The sequence below is a fragment of the Mucilaginibacter pocheonensis genome, assembly GCF_031456535.1.
In the GTDB taxonomy this organism is placed as follows: Bacteria; Bacteroidota; Bacteroidia; order Sphingobacteriales; family Sphingobacteriaceae; genus Mucilaginibacter; species Mucilaginibacter pocheonensis.
In genome coordinates, this window is record NZ_JAVDUU010000003.1 from 30,975 (window position 1) to 53,689 (window position 22,715).

Consider the following 22,715-nt stretch of genomic DNA (forward strand, 5'->3'; position numbering starts at 1 on the left):
CTGAGGGCACGCTAATGAATTACTAAATCGACCCAGTGGGCACCCGCGTCATACTTTCTTAGTACAAGAAATCACACACAGCCTCCACGAAATACCAGCAACCCTCGTGCTCACTTTATCTCAAGTCGATGAAAAAGCCGCACTGTTGACCCTCATGACTTAATGCCCCCTAGTCCGCACCAAGTAACCCGAACACTTTGGACAAGGACAAGAATTTCAGGTAAATATTCTAACTTTAGCAGTAGAATAGCATTACTTTAATTTCCTAACCTCATTCATGAATAACGAAGGCCTAAAACTGATCGCGATCAAACCATTGTTTTTTTGCTCTCCAAAGTTGTTAAAAGTTTTAAACCCTGGAGAAGTTTATTATTTAGCAAACAGGTACAAAATATTACCCTATGGCAGAGAGCAAGAAGAGATTATAGAACCCCAGGTATCAGTACCGTCAGTGTATGACATTGGACACATCCACGTAAACGTGAGTGCAATAGTTGGAAAGAACGGCGCAGGGAAAAGTAGCTTGGCTGAGCTTTTATATGCTGTACTCTACAATATCAGTCACAAATTAAATCTTATCGAAAAATACGATGATGATATAGAAGATAATGACTCGTCACTTGAAGAACAGCCTTTGATTCAATATTTAAAGGAACAAGATGTAAATGTTGATATTTACTACAAAATAGATAAAAATTATTATCGTTTGCGCTCAAACGGTAACAATCTACGACTGACTCAATTCAATGATTCAAAAAAGGGTTTTCTAAGCGGGCGGGCCATCAATGATATAAAATATCTTAAGCAACTATTTTATAGCGTTGTGATCAATTATTCATCTTACTCATTGAATACAATGGATACGGGCCATTGGATCAAAGCGATATTTCATAAAAATGATTCCTATCAAACGCCAATAGTCCTTAATCCTTATCGCCGTAGGGGAATTATAGATATAAATGTCGAAAATTACCTGGTCAGATCTAGGCTCCTAGCCAACATTTTGGACGGTTCCGGATATGCACTGTGGTCAGGAAACGATGGAAAGACGCCCGAACGACTTGTGTTTAAGATCGATGAGAACAAGATCAAATATAAACCCGAAGAGAAATTAAGAGCAGAGCTCGTAATAAACTATAACAATTATTGGATAATTGCCGACAGCATTATCCGAGCAGTATTTTTTAGTGGTAGAATATTCAAAGTTGGGTCAGAAGATAGTGAGGAATTTGCAAAAAAATATATTCTAGTTAAACTTGAAAGCATATCCAGAAAATATAAACGTTATCTTAAATACCGCGATTTCTTAAACAGTCCAGAATTGTTGGAAAGGTTCTTCAAATCTTTAAAAGCAGATGAAAGCCATGTTGCCTATAAGATCAAACAAGCGATCAATTTCCTTTACCTGACCACCGTACCAAAAAAGCGAACCGTGTTTGCCAGATCTGTCAACGGTCTAACAACAAGATTACAGAAGATTAGAGGTGAGCAATCGGGAGTGCCACTAATCACACTCGTACCACCATCTTTTTTTTCTGTAGACATAGAGTTTCACAACAAACAGGATAAATTTAATTTATTAAGCTCGGGTGAAAAACAAAGATTGTATGCGCTGTCTTCGCTTATATACCATTTGAAAAACATCAACTCCGTTAAGGAAACGTTGAATACTAATGCATTGGACGGTCAGCTTATAAAATATGAACACATTAACATCATCTTTGACGAGGTCGAACTATATTACCATCCAGAATTGCAGCGTCGGTTCCTCAAAGACCTGTTTGATAATATACGTGCAGCAAATCTTGAGGATATCTCATCTATCAATTTTTTATTCGTAACGCATTCACCATTTATCTTGTCTGATATTCCCAATAGTAATATTTTGTATCTAAGACCGAAGCAATATAAGACAGAGCAGGTCGCACAGGTAAACGAAACTTTTGGGGGCAATATTCATGATCTGCTTGCCAATAGTTTCTTTTTGGAAGAAAATGGATTTATAGGAGAATATGCACGGCAGGTTATCAGTTCTGCATTTTACTATCTTTTGCCTGATGACAATAAACCTAAAGAAAAGCCTGAACTACGTATACTATGGGATCAGTCCATGCTGCGCTCTATGATCGACATGGTCGGTGAGCCGCTAATTAAACGCAGTTTAAACGAGCTATATTCCGACAGATATTTACAAATGCCAGACGAGATCGACCGGGAGATCCGTCGTTTGCAAGAATTGAAGGCATCAAAAATTTAACAAGTCAATGAGATCAATAGCAATAGCCGCAGTAAGGCAGGTGATAGCCGAGTTTCCCAACGATATCTTAAAGCAAAAAACCTACTTAGAACAAAACCTTGAAGCACTGATAGACAACGATCTGACAGATCCTTTAGAGATCCTCTACGCGCAAACTATTCATGAGCTTTCTGGCGAGATAATCACAGCGATCCCTTCGATATTGGCGACCTTAAAGAAAAATTTCGACGAGATCGTTGATGCATCAGTCATGGAATCGGCACCGTTTGAATCCTTTCGAAAAAAGATCATTTTGGCTTTAGGATACAAGCATTGGCGTGAAGTGTTCTATCCAAAATACTTTGCCAAACTCGGAATAAAAACTTGCGTTTATTGCAATGCGCAAGCTACTTTGTCGATCAAGCGAAAACAGGTACCCGGAACAACTGATTGGGTACGTCGTGCTAAGTTCCAAGTTGACCATTTTCTGGCAAAAAACAGTTACCCTTGCTTTAGCATTTCGCTATTCAATCTGAATCCCGTTTGCGCAAGCTGCAATAATGTAAAAAGCACAAAGAAGATCTTATTTGAATTGTACGAAGACCAGCCAGGTGCTTCACCATTTCATTTTTATCTGGAAAAAGAAAGTAAAGGGCGTTTCCTCAATAGCCGTAAGCTTGATGATATCGTTATCAAAGTAAAATCCGACCACAAAGCAACAAGGGGATTTGCTGACCATATTGGACTTTTTGAGATCGAAGGAATTTATTCCGAATACCGGGATGTCGCTGAAGAGCTGCTTTTAAAAGCCGAAGTTTATACACCTGATTATAAGAAAACGTTACGAAATACTTTTAAAGATTATATCACATCAGAAAACATCAATAGATTGTTAACTGGCAATTATGTTGCTGAAGACGAACTACACAAAAGACCGCTATCCAAGTTCGTAAGAGATGTTAGCCTAGACTTAGGCTTAATCGAACCCGCTAATCAAGCCAACCATTAATAACTTACATTTGAACTTAAGTTCAAAATACATGAGCATATGCCGAACCAATTAGTTTAGGAAAACAGCTTAAATCAACACGATTTAACTAACATATTCAGAGTAGTTCTTAAAAGCTGGACAAAGATGCCAACACGTTTATATTGATTTAGCTCGGTCTGGAGCAACCAAAAAAAAAGGAATGTTATTATGTTGAATTACGAAAAAGAACTTAAGCAACTCCGAAACAAACTTGTGCGCGATCAAATGAGTGTTTTGGTAGGTGCTGGTTTTAGCATGAATGTTCATCCGGATTTTTTGAGCTGGTCGGGTTTGCTTTATGATCTAATTAAAGAAGTTTACAATGATGACATAGAACGGGCCTGGCAATTAAATAACAGAGAACTGAGCCTTTCGGAAATGCCTGAAACGTTTGTAAAAGAACAGTGCCTAAAAATTACAAATCGCGTAGGCTATTTAGAGGTTGTCGAGGAATATATCCGCCAAAAAGGTTATCCGGAAGCGATCGTCACCTATATAGAAAAGCGTACCCCTGTAATACAAAAAAACGGCGGCCGCTTCTTATTACATACAAATGGAGATATTGTCGAACTCCCTGCAGAAAAACTGTCTTTGCACCAAAAACTCATCAGGCTTCCCTGGAATAACATCTACACCACTAATTATGACGAACTATTGGATTGCTTTGTCGGAGAAGACCAAGTTGCACAGTTAAGACAGGAAATTTCTGAGCTTGAAAAGGAGAATTACCATAATTACGAAGAAAAGTCCAAGGTGACAACTGAACTTTCCGAGATGCCCGACGATCCTCAACCTGTTGAACAGATGACAGATGGACGGCCTGTAGGGCAAAAAGCTGACATTTCAGAAGCCGAAGATTTATCGGAGATCGAGGAACGCCGTAAGTCTTTGGAAGAGAGGATCAAATTGCTTGAGGACGCAATCACTGAAAACGAGCAAGCTCTTCGAGATAAAGAAACGTTATTGTTAAGGCGGTACGATGTTGTTCGAAGTGCCGCAGATCTGAGGCTAAAAAGAACTAAGAACATTATCAAACTCCACGGATCGTTACGTTCTTTTGAACAGCGGAAGATGTTTGAATTTGGATTTGATAGCGACCCGCACAAACAGTACGTCATCTCACGCAGCCATTTCGATAATTATCCAGAGCAGCACCAAGCTTTTACACAGTTGATGCGGATAGCGCTCCTTCAGGAATCTTTCTGTCTGATCGGTTTTTCCGGACAAGACCCCAATTTTAAAGCGTGGTTAAATTGGGTAAAAGATATATTACACAAAGAGGCAGTCAAAAACAATCGTCATAATTATAAGATTTATCTTATAGACGTTGCTGCGGATGAAATATCAGAAGAGCTTCGTCTGTTCTACGAAAATCACAGTATTGTGCGAATCCCTCTTCAGCATAACGATGTCGTGAAGTTTTTAAACCAACATACCGAAGGGGCAATTACTATATGCGATGATCGGTCGGCACTGCTCGCCTTCATCCTGTTTCTCGAAAACGCTGATCACAATAACTTTGACATTCCGCAAATTCAATTGCCTTTGGAGGAAACCCGAAAAAGATATTGGGCTAACCTGGGAATAGTTGAATTAACAAAATTGCCGGATGTTGATAAAGCGAAAGCGACACTACAGGAGTTAAAAAAGATTGATAACCAAGTCTGGTTTCCCAATTTCGACTACAGCCATACAATGGTTCCTGACCGACTAATCCGGCATGCTAAGTTAGATAAGCATTTGGTTCATTGGCGTGAAATCGACCAAGACCACAATTTAAAAACGCTGCTTTTAAAAGCAGTTTCAGACTTGTTCATTCCTGTGGAGGATGGGATTAATGAGGAACTCCGGCTTATTATTGCGCAAAGCATTCTGGCCCCGACGTTAGATCGTTTAATGATGCGGAACCAATCTCTAAGGGGAATTTACACAGCCCAGCAGACTGTTCATGATAAGACACTGGCGGCAGCCTATTCATTTGACTTTGCCGGGTTATTCCAAACTTTAAATAATTGGAAAACTGTTGGCCGCGAGCAAATCTCAAGGTCAGGATTTTTAAGTCTATTTGACCTGACTGGGGTAATAAACGATTTATGGAAATTGTTAGAAGAGGGCAGTGGCTTAAATGAGGAGGAAGCTCTTTACGGTTACGAACTGTTGAATTTTATTAAAATTTCAAGAAGTTGGAACCGTGACAAAAAAATTGCCAGGATATTAAGAAGTTACGAAAAAGCGGGCTATCAAACGCTTGACAGCAGATTTAAAACTTTGCGAGATGACCTTAAAAAGCGAGAATCAAAACCGGAACCGTTGGGATATGGCAGATATGATACCGGCCGCTCCACTCGCGTGAGCAAACGTTACATAGCCGATAGCGCTCTTCAATATTTAATGATACTTGGCGAGTCGGGATTTCAACTTTGCTTGCCAAGAGTATACCGCATAGATGTAAATGAATGGTGGGAAATCCAACTGGCCGGTTTCGAGCATTACCCCTCGGCATTCTTGTTTTACAGTTTACAATATAGCGATAACAAATTTTTAAATCGTGTAGGCCAGGAGTACGCATATAGTGACGTAGTTCAACCCCAGTTAGCTCATATTACCCAACAACTATTAACTGGATATGAAGCTGCACCGGGCACTTATAAGCAAAGTATTTTGCAGTTTCTTTCAACTGCGATTATAGCAGTTGATCCTGACAGTTGGGAACCTGGATTCACTCAGCTTTGGCAATATTTTAAGGAAAACAAAGAGATATTTGACACCCACCGTCGAAAAGAAAGCTTCCTCAAATTCTTTGAGAATGGAATAAAATATATTACCAAGACGGCGACTGTACAAATGGTTATTGCAGATTCCTTGAAACAAATCCAAGCTGGAGTGAGCGAACAGGCGATTACCTATCTTTACCTTCTTAATCAAAATGAATTCCATCGCCGTCAAAAAATAGATTTATCGATAGAGATTGACTCCGTAATTGATGATCTGATATCTAAATTGAAAAATAATAAAGAGGACGTAATTTATGCCTTAGGAAATATTCATACGATGTTGAGGCCGGAACAACTTGAATTACTACATGTCACGTTGAATAATTTTGATTTTTCAAAAATTGAAAATAGTAATTCATGGTCCATTTTCCTTTATTTTATTGGAGATGACGAACATCTGCGTAGCAAACTAAAGCAAGGTATTATTGATAGTGGGTTTGCGTTTTATACCGGTGTTAAAGATGAAACCGCAAGCTTTGGTGGAATTAACTATTTGGTACCACTTCGGCGCATTTCAGCAACTAGCCTGAAAGAGAACGGGCTTGAATGGCTACCTGAAGAGGTTAAGTCTTTATACTATCTTTTAAGAGAAAGGATTGTGCCCCTTAAGCGCTTCCTGGGTCGTGCTGATGAAATATTCTCCTTTACTGAAGTACTAGAAGAGATGTACTGGTTCCTTGAAAAATTTAGTGATATTTTGAAAGATGAACCTGGTTTCAAAGAACAGTTCGAGGAGATAAAGGTATATTATTACAGGGATCGGAATTACGAAGAACTGGAAAGCGGACTTATCAGTGAAGTACACGGTACAGTGGTTTGGGCGCTCTCCGAACTAAGCACTGCTGTTTATGTCGGGACCGCTACTGCAAAGCAGGTAAGCTTAGTTGTCTATCGGGTTTTGCTTCAAAATGAACCGGCACTTGAGGCCAGTATCAGTTATATTGCAGCGTGGATGGAAAAGTTGACAAGTAAGGAAGAATTCGCTCATTTAGTTCCTTTGCTGTCTGATATTTTAAAAAAATACCGCGACACATCGCTCGATTCATCAGACCAGGCTTTTGTTAAAGAGAAGTTAGTTCGCATCGCCGCAGACTTACATCGCAGCAAACATCCGGATGAACACACAAAATGGTGGCTTGAATGGGCCAGAACTTCGTGCTTTAATAATGTGAAACAATATGTTGCACGGTTACCTCAGGCAGGTAGTATTTAAAAATGAGCTCGACGTACATGGATGCCTGAAAAACTTTTAATTACTAACTTAGCTTATGCCTGAAGCCATTTTCACCGACGAATTTTTGCAACCCTACCTGGAGACCTTTCGCCTTTCTGCTATTCCGGACATTCAGCACAAAAAAGCGATTTTGCAGAACTGGCATGATTCCTTATTGTCCGGAAAGTTTCAAAAGGAGGAAGAAGTTAAATCTCATTTTGTGATGGAAATATTGGGGGACGTGCTTGGGTTTAATTATAAGAACTCCCGTAAGTGGCAAATCAAGGAAGAACACAAGTCTGTGGTTGGAGCGACCAAACCGGACGCCGCTATGGGTCAATTCAAGGTTATACAGAACGGTATAGAAAGCGAGGTACATATTGTTGTCGAAGTCAAAGGGCCGAAGATAGACCTGGATAAAGTGCAGAAACGCGAAGCCTTATCCATATCCCCCGTTGACCAAGGCTTTCTTTATGCCAGTCGGGCGGGAGGTAATTGTAAATGGGTTATCGTGACAAATTTTTTGGAAATTCGCTTTTACCATTATTCAGGACAGCAAGCTTATCAAAGTTTTACCATTGAAGGCTTGCAGGATGAGGCTCCCCTGAAGCAATTTCTCTTTCTTTTTCACAAAGATCGCCTTACGAACCAAGTTAAAGCTTCTACAGAAAAACTTTTTGAATTAAGGGAAACCAAGTCGCCTAAAAATCAGCCCGACCTGCATATTCTTGATGATATTTATTTCACTCTTAAAGATTTTGAAGGGTTTGGCTTTATTGATCCTAATTTTCTGTGCAACATTAAACCATTCAATGTGCGCGAGGATAGGGTCTTTCATTTCCATAAGGGAGGATTCCTTACGCTAAATAGGCAAATCGCCGACTTGATGCAAAACTTCACAATTGAAAATGAAAGGCCAGTCTTTTCTGCAAACTACGTTAAGCAACTCACAAAAGCCAAGGTCCATGAGTCTGTTGAGAAACTAATTTTCATCCTGGAACGCCTTTCTTCCTGCGCTATTACTGATATTTATTTTTTCAAAGATGCGAAAGAACAGCTGAAAGCAAACGCCGGTTCGGGACTTCAGGACCTACAATACATTGATCGCAATAAACTAAGCTCAGTAAACCCCAGACTGAAGGCATCAGAAGTTTGCCAATGTCTGAACTGTATTTACCGTTCGCTGGATTTTAAAGCGTTGATTAAAAAGGTCAAAGATGCCGAACATGAGCATTCATTGGAACCGTTGGAAGAGGCATATGGTCATTATCTGCTGACCACCGACAATTTTAAGAAATCCTATTTTTTATACAAAAAGTCGGAACTGGTTCTCAACTCAAATAGCAATAAGGTGGGCTATTTCATTGCTAAGATCAACCAGCTCAAATTGCCCCAACTGATTCGTTCTTATAGCTACAACGAACTTGATCAGGCAATAAAGGATGACATTAAAAGTATCGATCTGGACCGCACCTTATATCAGGAGCTTGATTTTTATGTAGCCGATGATGTGCGGAAATATCTTATAGAGGTCAAAGAAAATCGCTTATTCAACCTTGCTAAAGAATCAATTCATGAAATCGCCCAAAAGGTAGATAAAAATACGCACGATCATCGGGATTTGAATGCGCTACTTTGGCATTACAATCTCTTGCATTTTTACTTTCACAAGAACTTTTTTGTTTTTGATATTTTTTCTGACTATCGGGATCTTGTGGCGGCGATTTTCCGCTCCTATGTCAAGTCGTACATCTTACCTGAACAAAAACTGACTGCCCTCCCGGAGTTCTTTTTGACAGAAGCGATCTTGTACGTAGACCAAACCGAGTTCAAAAAAATTCTATCATTGGCTGGTGATATAAAGGTCCATGATGATAAACATTGGGAAATTGTCAGCAAAGCAATGCATTTATTAAGTTCTCAGAGCAAATCGGGTATATGGAACCATTATTTAAAAGAGGATGACTTGTCCGCACAATTGATCAACAACCATTTTTGCGACAGTTATACAAGAATCTTTGCCAATATTTTCACCTTACTTGCCAAGATAGAATTCAAGCCCGAACAACTGCCAGGAGGACTAGCAGGACCGATCCTTGGAGTCGTCCAAACTGAAGATTTTTTGGCGCACTTCGATCTCGCCGAGTTGGGTAAGTTCATTGAAAGACATGGCGCGATCTTTAAAGCACATGAGCTGCTGGATATGTTAAAACATGCTATCCAAAATAACCCTTATGGTACTCATAAATATAATTCCTTGATCTGTTCCTTAGCGGTCGCGCATCAAAAGTTTTACCCTGAAGTAAAAATTCGCGAGATCGGGCTACTTAAGACGGCAATCGCCAATACAACCAATCATAACGGCGAGTGCCACCCAGCCGAACTTGTGCCTCTTTACCAAGTCCTGGATGATGATGGAAAATTAATCTTGCTTGCAGAACTTGAAATGTCGCTAAGGAGGCGTTTCGATCAGTTCATGTATATCAAGATGCTGTCGGCTGGTATCGTTTCCTGGGATCAAGGGGACCTTTTTGATCTTTATGTAAAGGATGTGTATTTACATCGTGGTAGAGGAATGGTTATGAAAAATGGTGAACCGCATTATGATATTGTTCATATGATCAATTTCATCAATCAGCTATATTATTTAAATATTCCATTTGATACCCCGGCCATACAAACGTTCGTTGATCTGCCGCAGTTTGAAACATGGGCTGTTAATCCTGAGAAATACGATTATGCAAATTTCGAACCCGAGTGGTTATTGGCACTTGATCACGATAATGTGTTGCGAAGATTAGCTAAGATCGGCAAGGTTGGCGAGTTATTATACGATTATCTTAAACATACTTACCAACCCAGATTATCAGAGATTTATTTTAAATATTTCTTATAATAGGACTCTACGGTAACGCTATTATCTAAAGGGTTATTAACATGATTAAATATGATTGAACTTTTTGTATTACTCTTTAATATTGGTCTATCTGATTCCATAAATATTCTCAGACCGGCAATTAACACTTATTCTTGTGGTTTATGTCTTTCGTTTTGAATTTGTAAATTAGCATTGGCTAACGCTATGTCAAACGACCAATCCTCATTAAAAATACAAATTCCCAACCAAGGGTGGAGACAGTTTCTAACCGGAAGAGACGACATGCTTGCCGCATATGATAGGGCTCGAGTGCATAGCAGTAAAAGAACGGTGCAGACTGGACACGGAAACGTAGCTGAAGCCGAATTCCGAAAATGGCTTAGCGATTTCTTACCAAAAAGGTATGGTGTTACATCTGGATTTATTATTTCCCAAGGTGTGCCAAATTCAGAAGACTTTGTCCACTACGATGTGATCATCTACGACAAGCTGGAATCACCTGTGCTTTGGGTCGAAGGAGCCCATGATGCATTCCCCTCTGGAAGATCAATGGCAATACCTGTAGAATATGTTTGCGGCGTGATCGAGGTGAAGGCGGTTTTCAATAAAAAAAGTGTGAAGCAGGCGGTTGAGCAGTTGCGAAAATTAAGGCCCTTGATGGGCATCAGCAAACCTTCTATCCATGACTACCGGTTTTACCTGCCAAAGAATTTCTTCTGTGCAGCGGTTTTCTTCGAATTACATAAATCGAACGAGAAGGATTTTGGAGCGCTGGACGCCTTTCTGGAAGGTTCCGATTTAAGGAATTTTTATGGTGGTTACGTACTTCGTCCCGAATCCCACGAAATATATTCAAGCGGTATAATTAAGTTCGAATATTTGCGCGATGACGAAAAGCCCAACAACAATTCCTTACTTTTTTGGGCATACTCAAAATGCAAGAAGTTGGGTGATCTCCATTTAAGGGCAAGACTGAACCATTCGGAAGCGTACTTTTCAGAATTTGCCTTTGACATTATTGCGCTACTCAGAGGTAGTTATAAGCCTTATGCACTATCCAGCATGTACGGTTTTGGTACTACGGACTGGGAAAAGGGTAGCGCCGTCAGTGTAACGTACGCTAATCCTGATGATGTTAAAAAATACAATGAGGAAACCGAAAAGTTTCTGCGAAACAATATTAAAAACAAATAATTAACCCCAAATTTTGACTACTTGGTTAGTACAAACCTGTCTTTTTTACGATATTAACTTTTGAAAGAAAACAAAATGGCAATATCGTTATTATTAGGAGCTGGCTTTTCGGTCAATAAAGGTTACCCAAGTGCCAGAAAGCTTAATGGCATTATTGCAGGGCTTAAAGTAACCGACTTCTGCGTTTCGACTGGTGGGGCTGTTTGTGACTTTCCTTCGGGCACGCAACAGGACCCATTCTGGTATAGCAGCTATTTTCAACTCAAACTTTTTCTACTGGAGCTGATACAGTTTTACTGTAGCACAAGGGCTTTTGATTACGAAGCGTTCTATGACTACTTGTCCAATGCTTTGAATGATGAAAAGGAATCTGAAAACCTAAAGGCTTTTTGCGAGGGTTTTCGGAAAAAGCACAAAAGTGAAACTGACGACGTTAACTTAATGTATGGTACGATCAACATTTATAATCAGTTGATAGCAAAATATCTTGTGGATGGCGAAGGCATAAAGTTTTACGAGCCGGCACATATTGGCGGAGTTATTTATCCAGGTTATACCGGATTTTTACATTGTTTAACCCAATGGGGTGATATTGGCAAGGTATATATCCACACGCTAAATCATGATCTGTTTTTCGAAACGTTCAAAAGTTCTGACTGGCTGAAAGGAGAATTAGCGGACGGTTTTGAAGAGATGGGTTCCCCTTATTTCGGCGAACTTCGGGATCAATATAAAGTCAGGCTTTCTTTCTTCGCGGAAAAGTACGACCAGCGGTACAATCTGTACAAATTACATGGCAGTATTGACCAGTACCCTTTCCACATTCAGAATTATGGCATAGACAATTTTATAAAAATCAAGAAAGGGATCGCCGCAGGCGACCTGTTAAAAGAAGTGGTGAGCGAGGATGGCGACAAAATTTACATTAGGGACTGGATCAACTATCATTCTGACTTTCTTTCAGGAACCACTTCGAAAATCCTGAGATATAATGAACCCATTTATTATAAAGTCGTATTCGATCACTTTAGAAAGAATTTGGAAACATCGGACCGCTTAATCATTATCGGATACGGTTGCCGTGACACGGAGATCAATCAACTTATCATTGAACATGCAGGCGGCCGGCCGATTTTTTTGGTCGATCCCTATCCACACAACGACACCTACGCGTTCTGTGAACGCGCCGGCGGAAAGCTAATTGTCAAAAACCTGGAAAATTTAACTGTTACACATTTTAATTTGTGACAATACAGTCCCGGAGTTTCTGTCTTCAGTAAGGAGAAGCAAACCTTTCGCCAAACATTGATCAAAGCTGCTATCTTTGGTAAAGCCTAAGCAATGGATATCGATAAATTTTTATTAAAAGATCAACTGGAGCAGATTAAGAGATCTTTTATTCACAGAGGATGGATCACCGTCTACAAAGGCGGGACAACCGATCCAGGCGATAGCACACTGATATATGCCTGCCTGATCCATCGCAGCCATTCGAAGAAATCATTGGAAAGCAGGAGCTGGGATATGCAGCCTGGTAGTGAGGGGAAGCCAGCTGTCATCAGTCAGATGAGAGATGGTGAATGGCGCTCGGAATACCACGCCTTTTCCGACGAAGGCATTGAGCCGCTGCTTTTCGATAAATTCTTTTCTCACAATAAACAGCGTTATTTTGACATCTCCGAAGACTTTGTGAATTATTACAAACTTTACGAGGAGTTAAAAAGCAAACAGGAGCGGCAGTACTTTTTTATCGACGAGATGGGAGAAATGGAGGAAGTCATTAAAATAGAGGCCAAAGAGTGGATATTCCGGCATGCTTGACCATCTTGTTCCGTGCTTATTAAAACCATGGGTTGTGTTAATGAATTTAAAATTTAGCTATCTAATTCAAGAAGATAGCATGGTCAAAGTGTAACGGAACGCTCTGAACTCTTTTTCGGAATGCTATGGTCAACGGCTCCGAAATATCCATATATTGCAGGTTTATTAGCAAAAACTTATCATTTACTCCAGGCCGGCGATGGTGTTTCGGCACTAACCATGGCCCAAGATGAAACGCCTGATTTTATTATAATTAACATTATGATGTCTGAAATGAATGGCATTGAATTATTAGATGAACTTCGGAAACAACCGGCCACCAGTCACATCCCACTTATTTTCTTAACCGCTAAAACAGATCCGGATACGGAAATGACAGCCTATGAACATGGTGCTGATGGTTTTATTACGAAGCCGTTTAATACTCAAATGCTTCGATCAAGGGTTAGAACCATCTTAGAACAAAGGAAGCGCTTATATGGAAGCCTTCATCAACAGGTAGAAAACGCCAATGAAAAGATACCTGCTCAGCCAAATAATCATTTTATTGATGCTAATAAGCGGTTTTTATCAGCGGTAAAAAAAGAAATTGAAAAAAACATAAGTGACAATGAATTTAATGTAGATGCCCTCATTTCGACAATGTCTATGAGTCGCAGTGTATTTGTCAAAAAGATAAAAAGCTTAACAGGGCAAAGCCCTATAGAGTTTATGAGGCAGGTAAAAATCAGGTATGCTGCAATGCTTATTGATACACAACCACTTTCCATAAAGGAGGTTTCTTATATGATAGGAATTAATGACACTAAATACTTTTCGCATCGATTTAAGGAAATTATAGGCATGCTACCGAGTGAATATAAAAACAAAAATGCGCCAGTGTTAAAAGAAAATGACACGGATAAACCTTGACTTCACTTGGGAAAACTCGGCTCAAAAAACAATTACCGTTTATGATCAACTTTTAATGAACGGAGTTAGTGTTTCATAATTGCAGCGTAGGTTAATGATGGCGGGATGGACATCATGTAGTTTGTTGTCTTCAGTCTTCAGCCGGCTTTCCTTGTGACGCTGCGGCAATCACTAAGCCAATAAACGCTTTTCATAAGTTATCAATTTGATATACATATTTTACACATATTTATATACATATTTTATATGTATGCTTTTAATAAAATATTTGCGCTTAATTTTAAGCGAGATTTGTTCAGCCACTCTCAATAAATCAGCCCCTGGTACAGTTGACCGTTAATTAATTACTAATCTATATTTCTTTTTGACTTATGAAATGCAAAATATGTTATTTATTTATTTGCGGGATGGTATTCCTGCAAATGCTTGCAGGCTGCAAAAAGGACAGCTTGCAAACCCCTCCCTCTGCAATTGATATTCAAAAAAACAGCATGGAAAACCGTTCTGTTGCTCTGGCAGATAGCAGTGGATATACGGTTAGCACGATAGTCAGTAACGGGCCCGGTTTAAGGGCTATTTGCACGGCAGACGACGGAACGATTTATTCTGCGGCAACCGACGATAATAAAATTTATAAAATCAGCTCGCAGGGAGTACTGACGCTGATCGCCAGTTTTCCGCCCAAAATATATCCACTTGGTTTAAAACTGGCGGCAAACGGATATTTATATAGCATACTGGATAGTAGCAAGTTCTACCGTATTTTAAAAATGACCACAACTGGGGTGATCGTTGCCAAAATGGCCATACATAACGTCAAAGTACATACACCGAGTGACCTGGCAGTAGGAGATGATGGGACGATCTATATCGCCGATGCGGGCGACCAGCGGATCGTAGCCATTACGCCAGACGGAAAGTCGGGGTCCGTGCTGGCGGGCAGGGCCGGATTCCACCAGGTGGTTGATGGTAAAGGCGATAAAGCCGGTTTAGATGGTTTAGTATCTATAAAATTTTTAAAAGATGGTTACCTGGTAGCGAGCGAACAATTCGCTTCCTACACCGGTTTACGGAAGATAACAAGGGACGGAAATGTAACGACCATTTTTAGTCTGTCTGGCGATGCCCAGAGACAAAGTTATATCAGCGATTTTTCGGCCTCACATCGGGATAAAAATATGAAGGTAACAGCCAAAGAAAACTTTTTTCTGCAAATGACCACATTCACACCCGGTGAGATTAGAAATAACATCGTGCACCTGAGTGATAAAAATGTAATGACCAATATCACTGGCGAAAACGCAGAAGGAATCACAAACGGCCCCGGTGAGAATGCACGATTTGCAAATTTCTTTGGAATGGCTATTTATGGAACCACGCTTTATATAAGCTGCGGTTCAGTCGACAATCTTCGTAAAATAATCAAAAATTAATTTGTACAGGCGATCGTTTGCTGATTCACTACTAGCAGCAGGTGTTTTCTAAAAACGACACTTGGTTCCAAAGCATGATCTGCTCCTAGAATTGGAACATAATCCCGCTATTCAGGGTGGATAAATTCGTGACAAATTAGCAAAAAATAAATAATAAAGTCACAACGCAGCGAACCTTTAAAACAGCTAACTCCGCAATATTGATATGCAAAACCAACCATGCCCAAGAAAACCGGGAAGCCTATGCGGTAATTGGGCTAAACAACCTTGGCCTGAGAATGTATAACGGCAGAGCAGGCAGGTGGTCATCTGTTGACCCAAAAGGAGTAGGCCTTAGCCCGTACATTGGGATGGGCAATAATCCGGTAAGCCTGAACGATCCCGATGGCGGTGACCTTTGGGACCCCTATTGTACAAATCTCGAACTATTTCCTGTCTGATCTGCGCTTATTTGCTGATTTAAACTTATAACCGCTGGGATATTTAAGTTAAAAAATGGTCGTGTTATATTTATTTTAATAACGATTAAGCTATACATTACTTTATCTGCGATGACGAAGAACGCAATTAAATTAAAGGAAAAAAATCAAGAACGGAAGGACGGGATTTTAATCGTTAACCGGAAGCGGAAAGCAAATTTCATTAACCAGGAAACCGGCTATGTACGGGGAGCATCAATTGAGTCCCGACTAATTGATAATGCCATAGATGCCGCGACCCTAAAGATCAGGCAGCTGTACGATCAGTTATGTATCAATGAAGATTACGTTTCAACCAACATGGTTAAGCAGGCTTACCAGGGAAAACGCGAAAGAGAAAAGACCTTAATGGAAGTTATTGATTTTGTCATTGACCGTGTTAAATTAAAAGTCGCAGGTGATAAGCGTTCCCCAGCCACACTGACTAAATGGAATACAGCTAAAGACAAAGTAGTTGCATTTCTCCAATCTGAATATAAAGCCAAAGATATTCCACTGAGCAAAGTAAAGATGTCTTTTGCAGAGGACTTTGTAGATTACCTCACGCTTAAAGAACACATCAGCAACAATACCACTATGTGTTACCTAAAGAAAGTCCGCTCGGTACTCAAAACTGCTGTAGAAAGGGAATGGTTGAACAGAAATACCCTAAGTTCTTATCAATGTTCTTATATAGAGCCTGAAAAAGACATTCTGGATGAAAAGGAACTATTTACCCTTTATAAAAAGAAAATGGCCGTAGAGCATCAAATTCAATTCTCAGAATTGATTGAACGTTCAAGAAGCCCTTTCCCAGCCATCCGAAGAGGTCGCATCTCAGTTTTGCATTAGTAGACTTGAAAACTAAAGTTTGAATGGATTTAAATTTATTAATTAGCTTTCGGATCTATATCCGATTTTGTAAATTATTCAGTCTAAAATTTAATTAGTTGCAAATTAAATCTTTTCTCTTGATTTGCATGTAAATTAAATTTATCTTCGAATATACCAACACCTAAACTTATGAACACATTAACGGCATCACCAATTCTCAGTATTTTTCTGACCGTAAATAAAAACGACATTAGTTAACTAACTAGGTATACACCTTCCTTTTCTTGAAAAAATGCAAGTTATGATGCAACGAGCCTCAACTACTATGCTATTCCTTTTATTGGGGTTGGCAATTTGCTTGTTTTCTGTAAACAACGCCAAGGCGCAGATAGTGCAAGATCAAACAGAGGACTTTAATTTTTACAATTATTCACTCTCAGACCTTTTGAAAATCAAACAGAATTTTGATGGAGAATACAATCCCCTCGTAGACACGCTCTTGAAAAAAAAGGGTCTTAAGTGCTTACTTTCCAATACACTGATATCTTATATTGATACCGCACATGATATTAGTTTATCATATGGTAGCCAAAAGAGTCTAAAGTTGGAATCGCCTTTCTTTGGATGTGCCATTGATCAAGATGTTCTTGTCCTTTCTACAAATTCAAAGACTGTAAATGTTCTGTTGAGGGAATTTGCGAGGGAGCAAAAATGGAATGAGAATCTATACTATGATTATTTATTTGATTCCACTTCCGAGGTTACAAAATTTTATGATCTCCAAAACAAGTTGAAATTATTCGTTTACATCAGTGACAAGTCAAGTTTCTTAATAATTAATTAAATGACGAGTATGTGTGTTTTATTTTTATTGCTTTCAATATTTTTCAAATGGGATTGTGACGAGAGAGCCTTAGCATTTCCTGGTGCAGAAGGATATGGTAAATATGCTACTGGTGGGCGAGGTGGAAGGGTGGTTTTTGTTACGAATCTACAAGACGATGGTCAAGGTAGTTTCCGACAGGCGTTTCAACAATATCCTGGTGAACCGATTACAATAATATTTACGGTATCAGGATTAATCACTTTAAAAAGTGACATTAAAGTTAACCGTTCTGATATCTCCATTGCAGGTCAGACAGCTCCCGGAGACGGCATTTGTCTTAACGGTTACTCACTTAAGATTAACGGCGCAGCTTCTGGCTCTGCTGGCAACCATGGCAATATTATTATTAGGTATTTACGTGCACGACCCGGAAGAAGAGACCCTTTCGGACAATATGGGATCGATATCGAAAATTGTCATGATGTAATCGTAGACCATTGTTCGTTTAGCTGGGCAAACGAGGAATGTGCCGCAATTTATGACACTAAAAATATCACGATTCAATGGTGCATTATTAGTGAGGGACTTTACAATGCTGGCCATAAAAAGGGAAATAGATCGTATTGCGGGGTATGGGGAGGACAATACTCTTCCTTTCATCACAATCTCATTGCAAACAACAGAAGTAGAACAGTAAGATTCAATGGATCACGATCTCATGACACCATTGCAGTGATTGACTTCCAGAATAATCTAATATTCAACTGGGGAACAGAAAACGCATGTTATGGTGGAGAAGTAAACATATCGAATGGCAGGTCTGTCATTAACTTAGTTAATAATTTATATATACCTGGCCCTGCTACGCCGTCGATTCATAAATTTCTTAAAGTGAATTATACTGAAGGAAAATCGTTTGGAAATAATCAAATATTCATATTCGGTAATGTAATGGAAGGTGAATCTATGCTCGATAGTAATAATCAGAAGGGAGTAGATCTTACCGAACTACCCGAAACCTTAAAATTATCCGTTTTTCTAAATGGTACTTATCCAATAGCAGTTCCTGTCCCTATTCAACCTATTACTTTAGCTTATAAAGACATCCTTAAACATGCTGGTGCAAATACACCTAAAAGAGATGCTGTAGATAAAAGAGTGACAGAAGAGGTAATTTCTCGCACCTGTACCGCATCCGGCACCTTCTCGAAACCTGGCATTATTGATGACCCCGTCCAGGTGGGCGGATGGCCGAATTATCATAATGGCAAAACATTACAGGATTCTGACCAAGACGGAATACCCGATAAGTGGGAGCTTGAGCATTTTTTAAACCCTCATGACCCAAATGAAAGTAACCAACACAATAAACAGGGATACACCTGGCTAGAAGTATATCTTAACTCATTTATATAAAATCAAAACTGAGCACACAATGTGTCATATGTCCCCGAAAAGGTCGATCTACTTGTTTTTTATGACAGTTACATTCTGCTTACAATTGTCGTGTAATTATGAGCCAATTGAAGTGACAACCACACTCTCGTTGTCAGGTGATAACCGTTCTGAAATAGAAAAGGTAATTAAATATTTCAAGGGTGAAGGAAATGCGACAAAGTTAAAGGCGGCTTATTATTTGATTGCTAAAATGAAAGACCAATACCATCCGTCGGGTACCGGTGTCAAAAATTACGACGCGTTATTTCGGAAACTTGTTCATACAAAGGAAGAGGATAAAAAAAACTATGTAAAAATCTGGGACAGCTTAAAAACTAATAATTTTCCTAGAGGCAACATTGGACGAATAGAATATTCGCTCGATGTAAAGACAACAAAGGCTCGCTTTTTGATCAACCACATAAATGCTGCTTTTATTGCCTGGCAACAACCTTGGACAAAGGATTTAACTTTTGACGAGTTTTGCGAGTGGATATTGCCATATAAACTGGCTGATGAACGGCCAAACGACTGGATGGACCAAATTCAACACTCACATCATTGGTTGATCGACTCAATGAAAGGCAACAGTGATGCTTATAAAGCTTGCCTTTTATTAAATGAGGAGTTGAAACAAAATTTTAAGATAAGATCTTTTCCATTTCCCTTCGATCCGAATTTTGCGGAGCTCGATTCTGTGCGATCGGCAAAATGTGTCCATGCGACCCAATATACTGCTTATTTAATGAGAGCAATGGGAGTTCCCATAGTAATGGACTTTACACAGTATTGGGGAAACCTAAATGGCGGACATCAATGGAATGCTTTGATCTATCATCATAAACCAATACCATTCGTCGGGTCGGAATCAGATCCCGGCAAAACAAAAATTGAATTGGCTTTTCAAAGAAGACGTGCAAAAGTTTTCAGACGCACGTTTACCGCTCAATCAAGCAGTTTACCCGTGATTAACTACGGTGATGAGGATGTTCCGGTTAACTTGAATAGTTCACATATAGCCGACGTGACTGACGATTATGTTCCTGTCTCTGATGTCACTATTCGAAAGTCTAAACAATTAAAAGATGCTAACATTTACTACCTATTTGTTTTTAATAAGCATGTTTGGCGTCCTATTTTTTGGGGGGTTGCACCGACTAATTCAAATTCAATTGTCTTTCGAAAAATGGGTCGAAACATACTTTACTTGCCAGGACGTTTCAACAAAGGTAAAACAATTCCTATTTCAGCTCCATTTATTTTAGACACAGATGGAAAAATATGTTTTTTAAATACGACTCCTAAGTCAAATACTAAATTGCAAATCGACAAAAAAAGCCCACTTGGACCTTCCATCACTAAAGGTAAGTCTTATGAATTGTTTTTATGGAATAACAAATGGACATCATTAGCAAAGGTTACGGCAACAGGCAACCATTTAAATTTTGATGCGGTAGCGAAGAATGGATTGTATTGGATACATAGTAGTGACAAAGCTACTAACGAGCGGATCTTCACAATAAAAAACGGTAAACAGGTATGGTGGTGAAAACAAAAATATTGCTATGCGGAATAATATTTCTGCACGTAAGTTGCTCATCAAGACAAGGAATTCGACGACTTTTGGAGGATGATCGTAATGGTAATAACCATCTCATAAAAAAACAGTACGTCAATGATGAGCCTGTGGCCGAAATCATCAATCTACCTGCTTATACAGACAAAGATACGACATTCAGATTGATCAAACCAACCAAACTTCAATTGTATGCAGTCTCTGAACTCAATCCTGACTTGGCAACGGTACCGAGAAGATATTTTTTTAAAAATGATGATGTAGAAATAAACTTTGGATGTAATAGCTGTAACAAAATGTCTGTAAAAAGGTCGTTTGTTTATCCTTGGATTGATAGTACTACTAGTAAAGATACAAGCCAATACAAAAAAGAGGGTACCAACTACTTCTGCTTTTATAATAAAAGCAATCACTGCTATTATGCTTTTATTACCATTCCCTGGAAAGCGCTAAATTTCCAAAAAGTACAGCAAGGAAGTACACTAAACTTTGACATCGCCGTCGGCGACAACGATGACAACATGAAGCAAAAGGCAAAAATTGCATGGTATTCAAATGAGGATCCTCTTTACTCGCCTAAACTTAAAGGAGGTATTTCATTTGATAACACAAAAAGTACACAAAATAACAGTTCAGCAATAAGATCGATGTACAGTAATCGACCTTTATTAACAGATACTGCGCAATGGAAAAAACGGAAATCCACGGGTATTAATCATGTGGTTTTAGGGGGCACAAACTTTGATCGTGCGGATTTATCCGCATCATTCCAAACAGCATGGAACGATGAAGGAATTTATTTTCTGGTCAAAGTGGCGGATTCTAAAAAAGGTCAAGTTTTCTCAAGAAACCTATTACGTTCATCAACGTTTGCTGATCAATGTCAAATTGTAAATACAAAGGGCGATATGTTGTGGGAAATTAATGCTTTTTATTCCCATTATGTCGGAGGCGCACTCAAAAATCAAGCTGTCGATACTACATTACTCTTGCCAGCCGGAACTTATCATTTGAAGTACAAAACTGATGAGTCTCATAACTGGGCTAATTGGGACGATCGGCCTCCAAATACGATATTTTATGGCGTAGTGCTATATAAAGCTAAATAGTTAACCGATTACATAATTAAATTCACCTGCTATGGCCCGAGATCCACCTTTCTAATCAAGAAATCCATATGTTATAGATAACCATGGGTTTTACATGATGACGAATAGTTCATCCTAATGATCTGGTTTAGGCGTTAAACCGGGTCACTATGTTCAACTTGTATTAACAGTTACGATTTAATTCGGAAGTTAAACAATCTTTTACTCATACTTTATTCAAATGAAAGTCTTAAAAAAATATCTACCACTGATTTATTTAGTTCTACTAATAATAACGACAGTTGTCGCCTGTCGCAAAGAAAATAACACAGTACCAACCGATGCGATGGCAAAAGAGAAGATTGATCGGATGATTGCGCAAACGCCAGCGTCCGTATCAATCGATAAGGACGGCGTAATTAACATGATAATGAAGGATGGCAGCAAAGTAAGGCGTCATTTGCCCAAAAGCTATTCGACATTAAACAAGCATGTCACTGATAGTAATGGTATGCAAAGTTTCGTTATTCCGCTGGTACTAAGCAGCAAGCAAGCTTTAGCGTATAGCAACGTATCTGATTCAGAAGGCGATGGTTGCTATGGCTGTGGTGGTAACCCCGGTGACCCCTCTAGCAGCAATCCACCTGCCAGTGACGATGTAAGTCCTGGTATAGGACCTACCTCTGGTTTTAGTTTCACAGTAACTTTATATATTGATGTAATAAATGGTGTTGTACAATCTTATAACGTGGTACTCAACGACCCTATACAAATCATTAATGACGTTAAATGCCAAGCTACCGTTGTGTCCAAATATGCTACATCAAACGGCATTACGGCAACTTGGAGTTATACGGTTAATTATCAGTATATTCATGTAGGCGAAACTACATCCTTCTATTCAAGTCAATCTTCTTACAGTACAACAAGAGCCCTATAAAAGCCTTCAACCAAAACAGGCAAGAAATGCATATTGATTTTTGCAGCACTCCGCTCAAGAGCATT

General features: G+C 39.3%; 15 protein-coding genes. All 15 read left to right on the top strand.

Annotated features, from left to right (window positions below; genetic code table 11):
- The first annotated feature begins 277 nt into the window (after positions 1-277).
- The gene (locus J2W55_RS13630) at positions 278-2,257 is read left to right on the top strand and encodes an ATP-binding cassette domain-containing protein (protein WP_310096513.1); all 1,980 of its coding nucleotides are present in this window, start codon (positions 278-280) and stop codon (positions 2,255-2,257) included.
- Between the two features lie 7 nt (positions 2,258-2,264).
- Entirely contained in the window at positions 2,265-3,245 is a 981-nt protein-coding gene (locus J2W55_RS13635; protein ID WP_310096514.1) for a hypothetical protein, read from the top strand.
- Between the two features lie 189 nt (positions 3,246-3,434).
- Positions 3,435-7,253, top strand: a complete 3,819-nt coding sequence (locus J2W55_RS13640) for an SIR2 family protein (protein ID WP_310096515.1) — start codon at positions 3,435-3,437, stop codon at positions 7,251-7,253.
- Positions 7,254-7,308: 55 nt separating this feature from the next.
- The gene (locus J2W55_RS13645) at positions 7,309-10,149 is read left to right on the top strand and encodes a hypothetical protein (protein WP_310096516.1); all 2,841 of its coding nucleotides are present in this window, start codon (positions 7,309-7,311) and stop codon (positions 10,147-10,149) included.
- A gap of 186 nt (positions 10,150-10,335) precedes the next feature.
- A complete protein-coding gene (locus tag J2W55_RS13650; protein WP_310096517.1) occupies positions 10,336-11,325 on the top strand; it encodes a DUF6602 domain-containing protein in 990 nt (329 codons plus the stop codon).
- Positions 11,326-11,400: 75 nt separating this feature from the next.
- A complete protein-coding gene (locus J2W55_RS13655; protein WP_310096518.1) occupies positions 11,401-12,573 on the top strand; it encodes an SIR2 family protein in 1,173 nt (390 codons plus the stop codon).
- 93 nt (positions 12,574-12,666) lie between these two features.
- On the top strand, positions 12,667-13,146 hold the full coding sequence (locus tag J2W55_RS13660) for a hypothetical protein (RefSeq protein WP_310096519.1): 480 nt from the start codon (positions 12,667-12,669) through the stop codon (positions 13,144-13,146).
- A 120-nt stretch (positions 13,147-13,266) separates the two neighbouring features.
- Positions 13,267-14,058: a response regulator gene (locus J2W55_RS13665; RefSeq protein WP_310096520.1), complete on the top strand. Its 792-nt coding sequence runs from the start codon at positions 13,267-13,269 to the stop codon at positions 14,056-14,058.
- A gap of 371 nt (positions 14,059-14,429) precedes the next feature.
- Positions 14,430-15,491, top strand: a complete 1,062-nt coding sequence (locus tag J2W55_RS13670) for an NHL repeat-containing protein (protein WP_310096521.1) — start codon at positions 14,430-14,432, stop codon at positions 15,489-15,491.
- A 200-nt stretch (positions 15,492-15,691) separates the two neighbouring features.
- Entirely contained in the window at positions 15,692-15,931 is a 240-nt protein-coding gene (locus J2W55_RS13675; protein WP_310096522.1) for an RHS repeat-associated core domain-containing protein, read from the top strand.
- A 111-nt stretch (positions 15,932-16,042) separates the two neighbouring features.
- Positions 16,043-16,801, top strand: a complete 759-nt coding sequence (locus J2W55_RS13680; protein WP_310096523.1) for a phage integrase SAM-like domain-containing protein — start codon at positions 16,043-16,045, stop codon at positions 16,799-16,801.
- A gap of 835 nt (positions 16,802-17,636) precedes the next feature.
- Complete coding sequence (locus J2W55_RS13685; RefSeq protein ID WP_310096524.1) at positions 17,637-19,025, top strand: pectate lyase family protein; 1,389 nt, start codon at positions 17,637-17,639, stop codon at positions 19,023-19,025.
- A gap of 61 nt (positions 19,026-19,086) precedes the next feature.
- Positions 19,087-20,595, top strand: a complete 1,509-nt coding sequence (locus tag J2W55_RS13690; RefSeq protein ID WP_310096525.1) for a hypothetical protein — start codon at positions 19,087-19,089, stop codon at positions 20,593-20,595.
- Positions 20,592-21,731 (top strand): hypothetical protein, encoded by a 1,140-nt coding sequence (locus J2W55_RS13695; protein WP_310096526.1) that lies wholly within the window; start codon positions 20,592-20,594, stop codon positions 21,729-21,731. The genes J2W55_RS13690 and J2W55_RS13695 overlap by 4 nt, the downstream gene beginning before the upstream one ends.
- A 220-nt stretch (positions 21,732-21,951) precedes the next feature.
- Positions 21,952-22,650 (top strand): hypothetical protein, encoded by a 699-nt coding sequence (locus tag J2W55_RS13700; RefSeq protein WP_310096527.1) that lies wholly within the window; start codon positions 21,952-21,954, stop codon positions 22,648-22,650.
- Positions 22,651-22,715: the final 65 nt, after the last annotated feature.

What these genes read in the sequence shown, in the direction of transcription:
- J2W55_RS13685 (WP_310096524.1), top strand. Translation starts at nt 17,637, where the DNA reads ATGTGTGTTTTATTTTTATTGCTTTCAATATTTTTCAAATGGGATTGT.
- J2W55_RS13680 (WP_310096523.1), top strand. Translation starts at nt 16,043, where the DNA reads ATGACGAAGAACGCAATTAAATTAAAGGAAAAAAATCAAGAACGGAAG.
- J2W55_RS13670 (WP_310096521.1), top strand. Translation starts at nt 14,430, where the DNA reads ATGAAATGCAAAATATGTTATTTATTTATTTGCGGGATGGTATTCCTG.
- J2W55_RS13630 (WP_310096513.1), top strand. Translation starts at nt 278, where the DNA reads ATGAATAACGAAGGCCTAAAACTGATCGCGATCAAACCATTGTTTTTT.
- J2W55_RS13650 (WP_310096517.1), top strand. Translation starts at nt 10,336, where the DNA reads ATGTCAAACGACCAATCCTCATTAAAAATACAAATTCCCAACCAAGGG.
- J2W55_RS13700 (WP_310096527.1), top strand. Translation starts at nt 21,952, where the DNA reads ATGAAAGTCTTAAAAAAATATCTACCACTGATTTATTTAGTTCTACTA.
- J2W55_RS13645 (WP_310096516.1), top strand. Translation starts at nt 7,309, where the DNA reads ATGCCTGAAGCCATTTTCACCGACGAATTTTTGCAACCCTACCTGGAG.
- J2W55_RS13660 (WP_310096519.1), top strand. Translation starts at nt 12,667, where the DNA reads ATGGATATCGATAAATTTTTATTAAAAGATCAACTGGAGCAGATTAAG.
- J2W55_RS13690 (WP_310096525.1), top strand. Translation starts at nt 19,087, where the DNA reads ATGACAGTTACATTCTGCTTACAATTGTCGTGTAATTATGAGCCAATT.
- J2W55_RS13655 (WP_310096518.1), top strand. Translation starts at nt 11,401, where the DNA reads ATGGCAATATCGTTATTATTAGGAGCTGGCTTTTCGGTCAATAAAGGT.
- J2W55_RS13635 (WP_310096514.1), top strand. Translation starts at nt 2,265, where the DNA reads ATGAGATCAATAGCAATAGCCGCAGTAAGGCAGGTGATAGCCGAGTTT.
- J2W55_RS13640 (WP_310096515.1), top strand. Translation starts at nt 3,435, where the DNA reads ATGTTGAATTACGAAAAAGAACTTAAGCAACTCCGAAACAAACTTGTG.
- J2W55_RS13665 (WP_310096520.1), top strand. Translation starts at nt 13,267, where the DNA reads ATGCTATGGTCAACGGCTCCGAAATATCCATATATTGCAGGTTTATTA.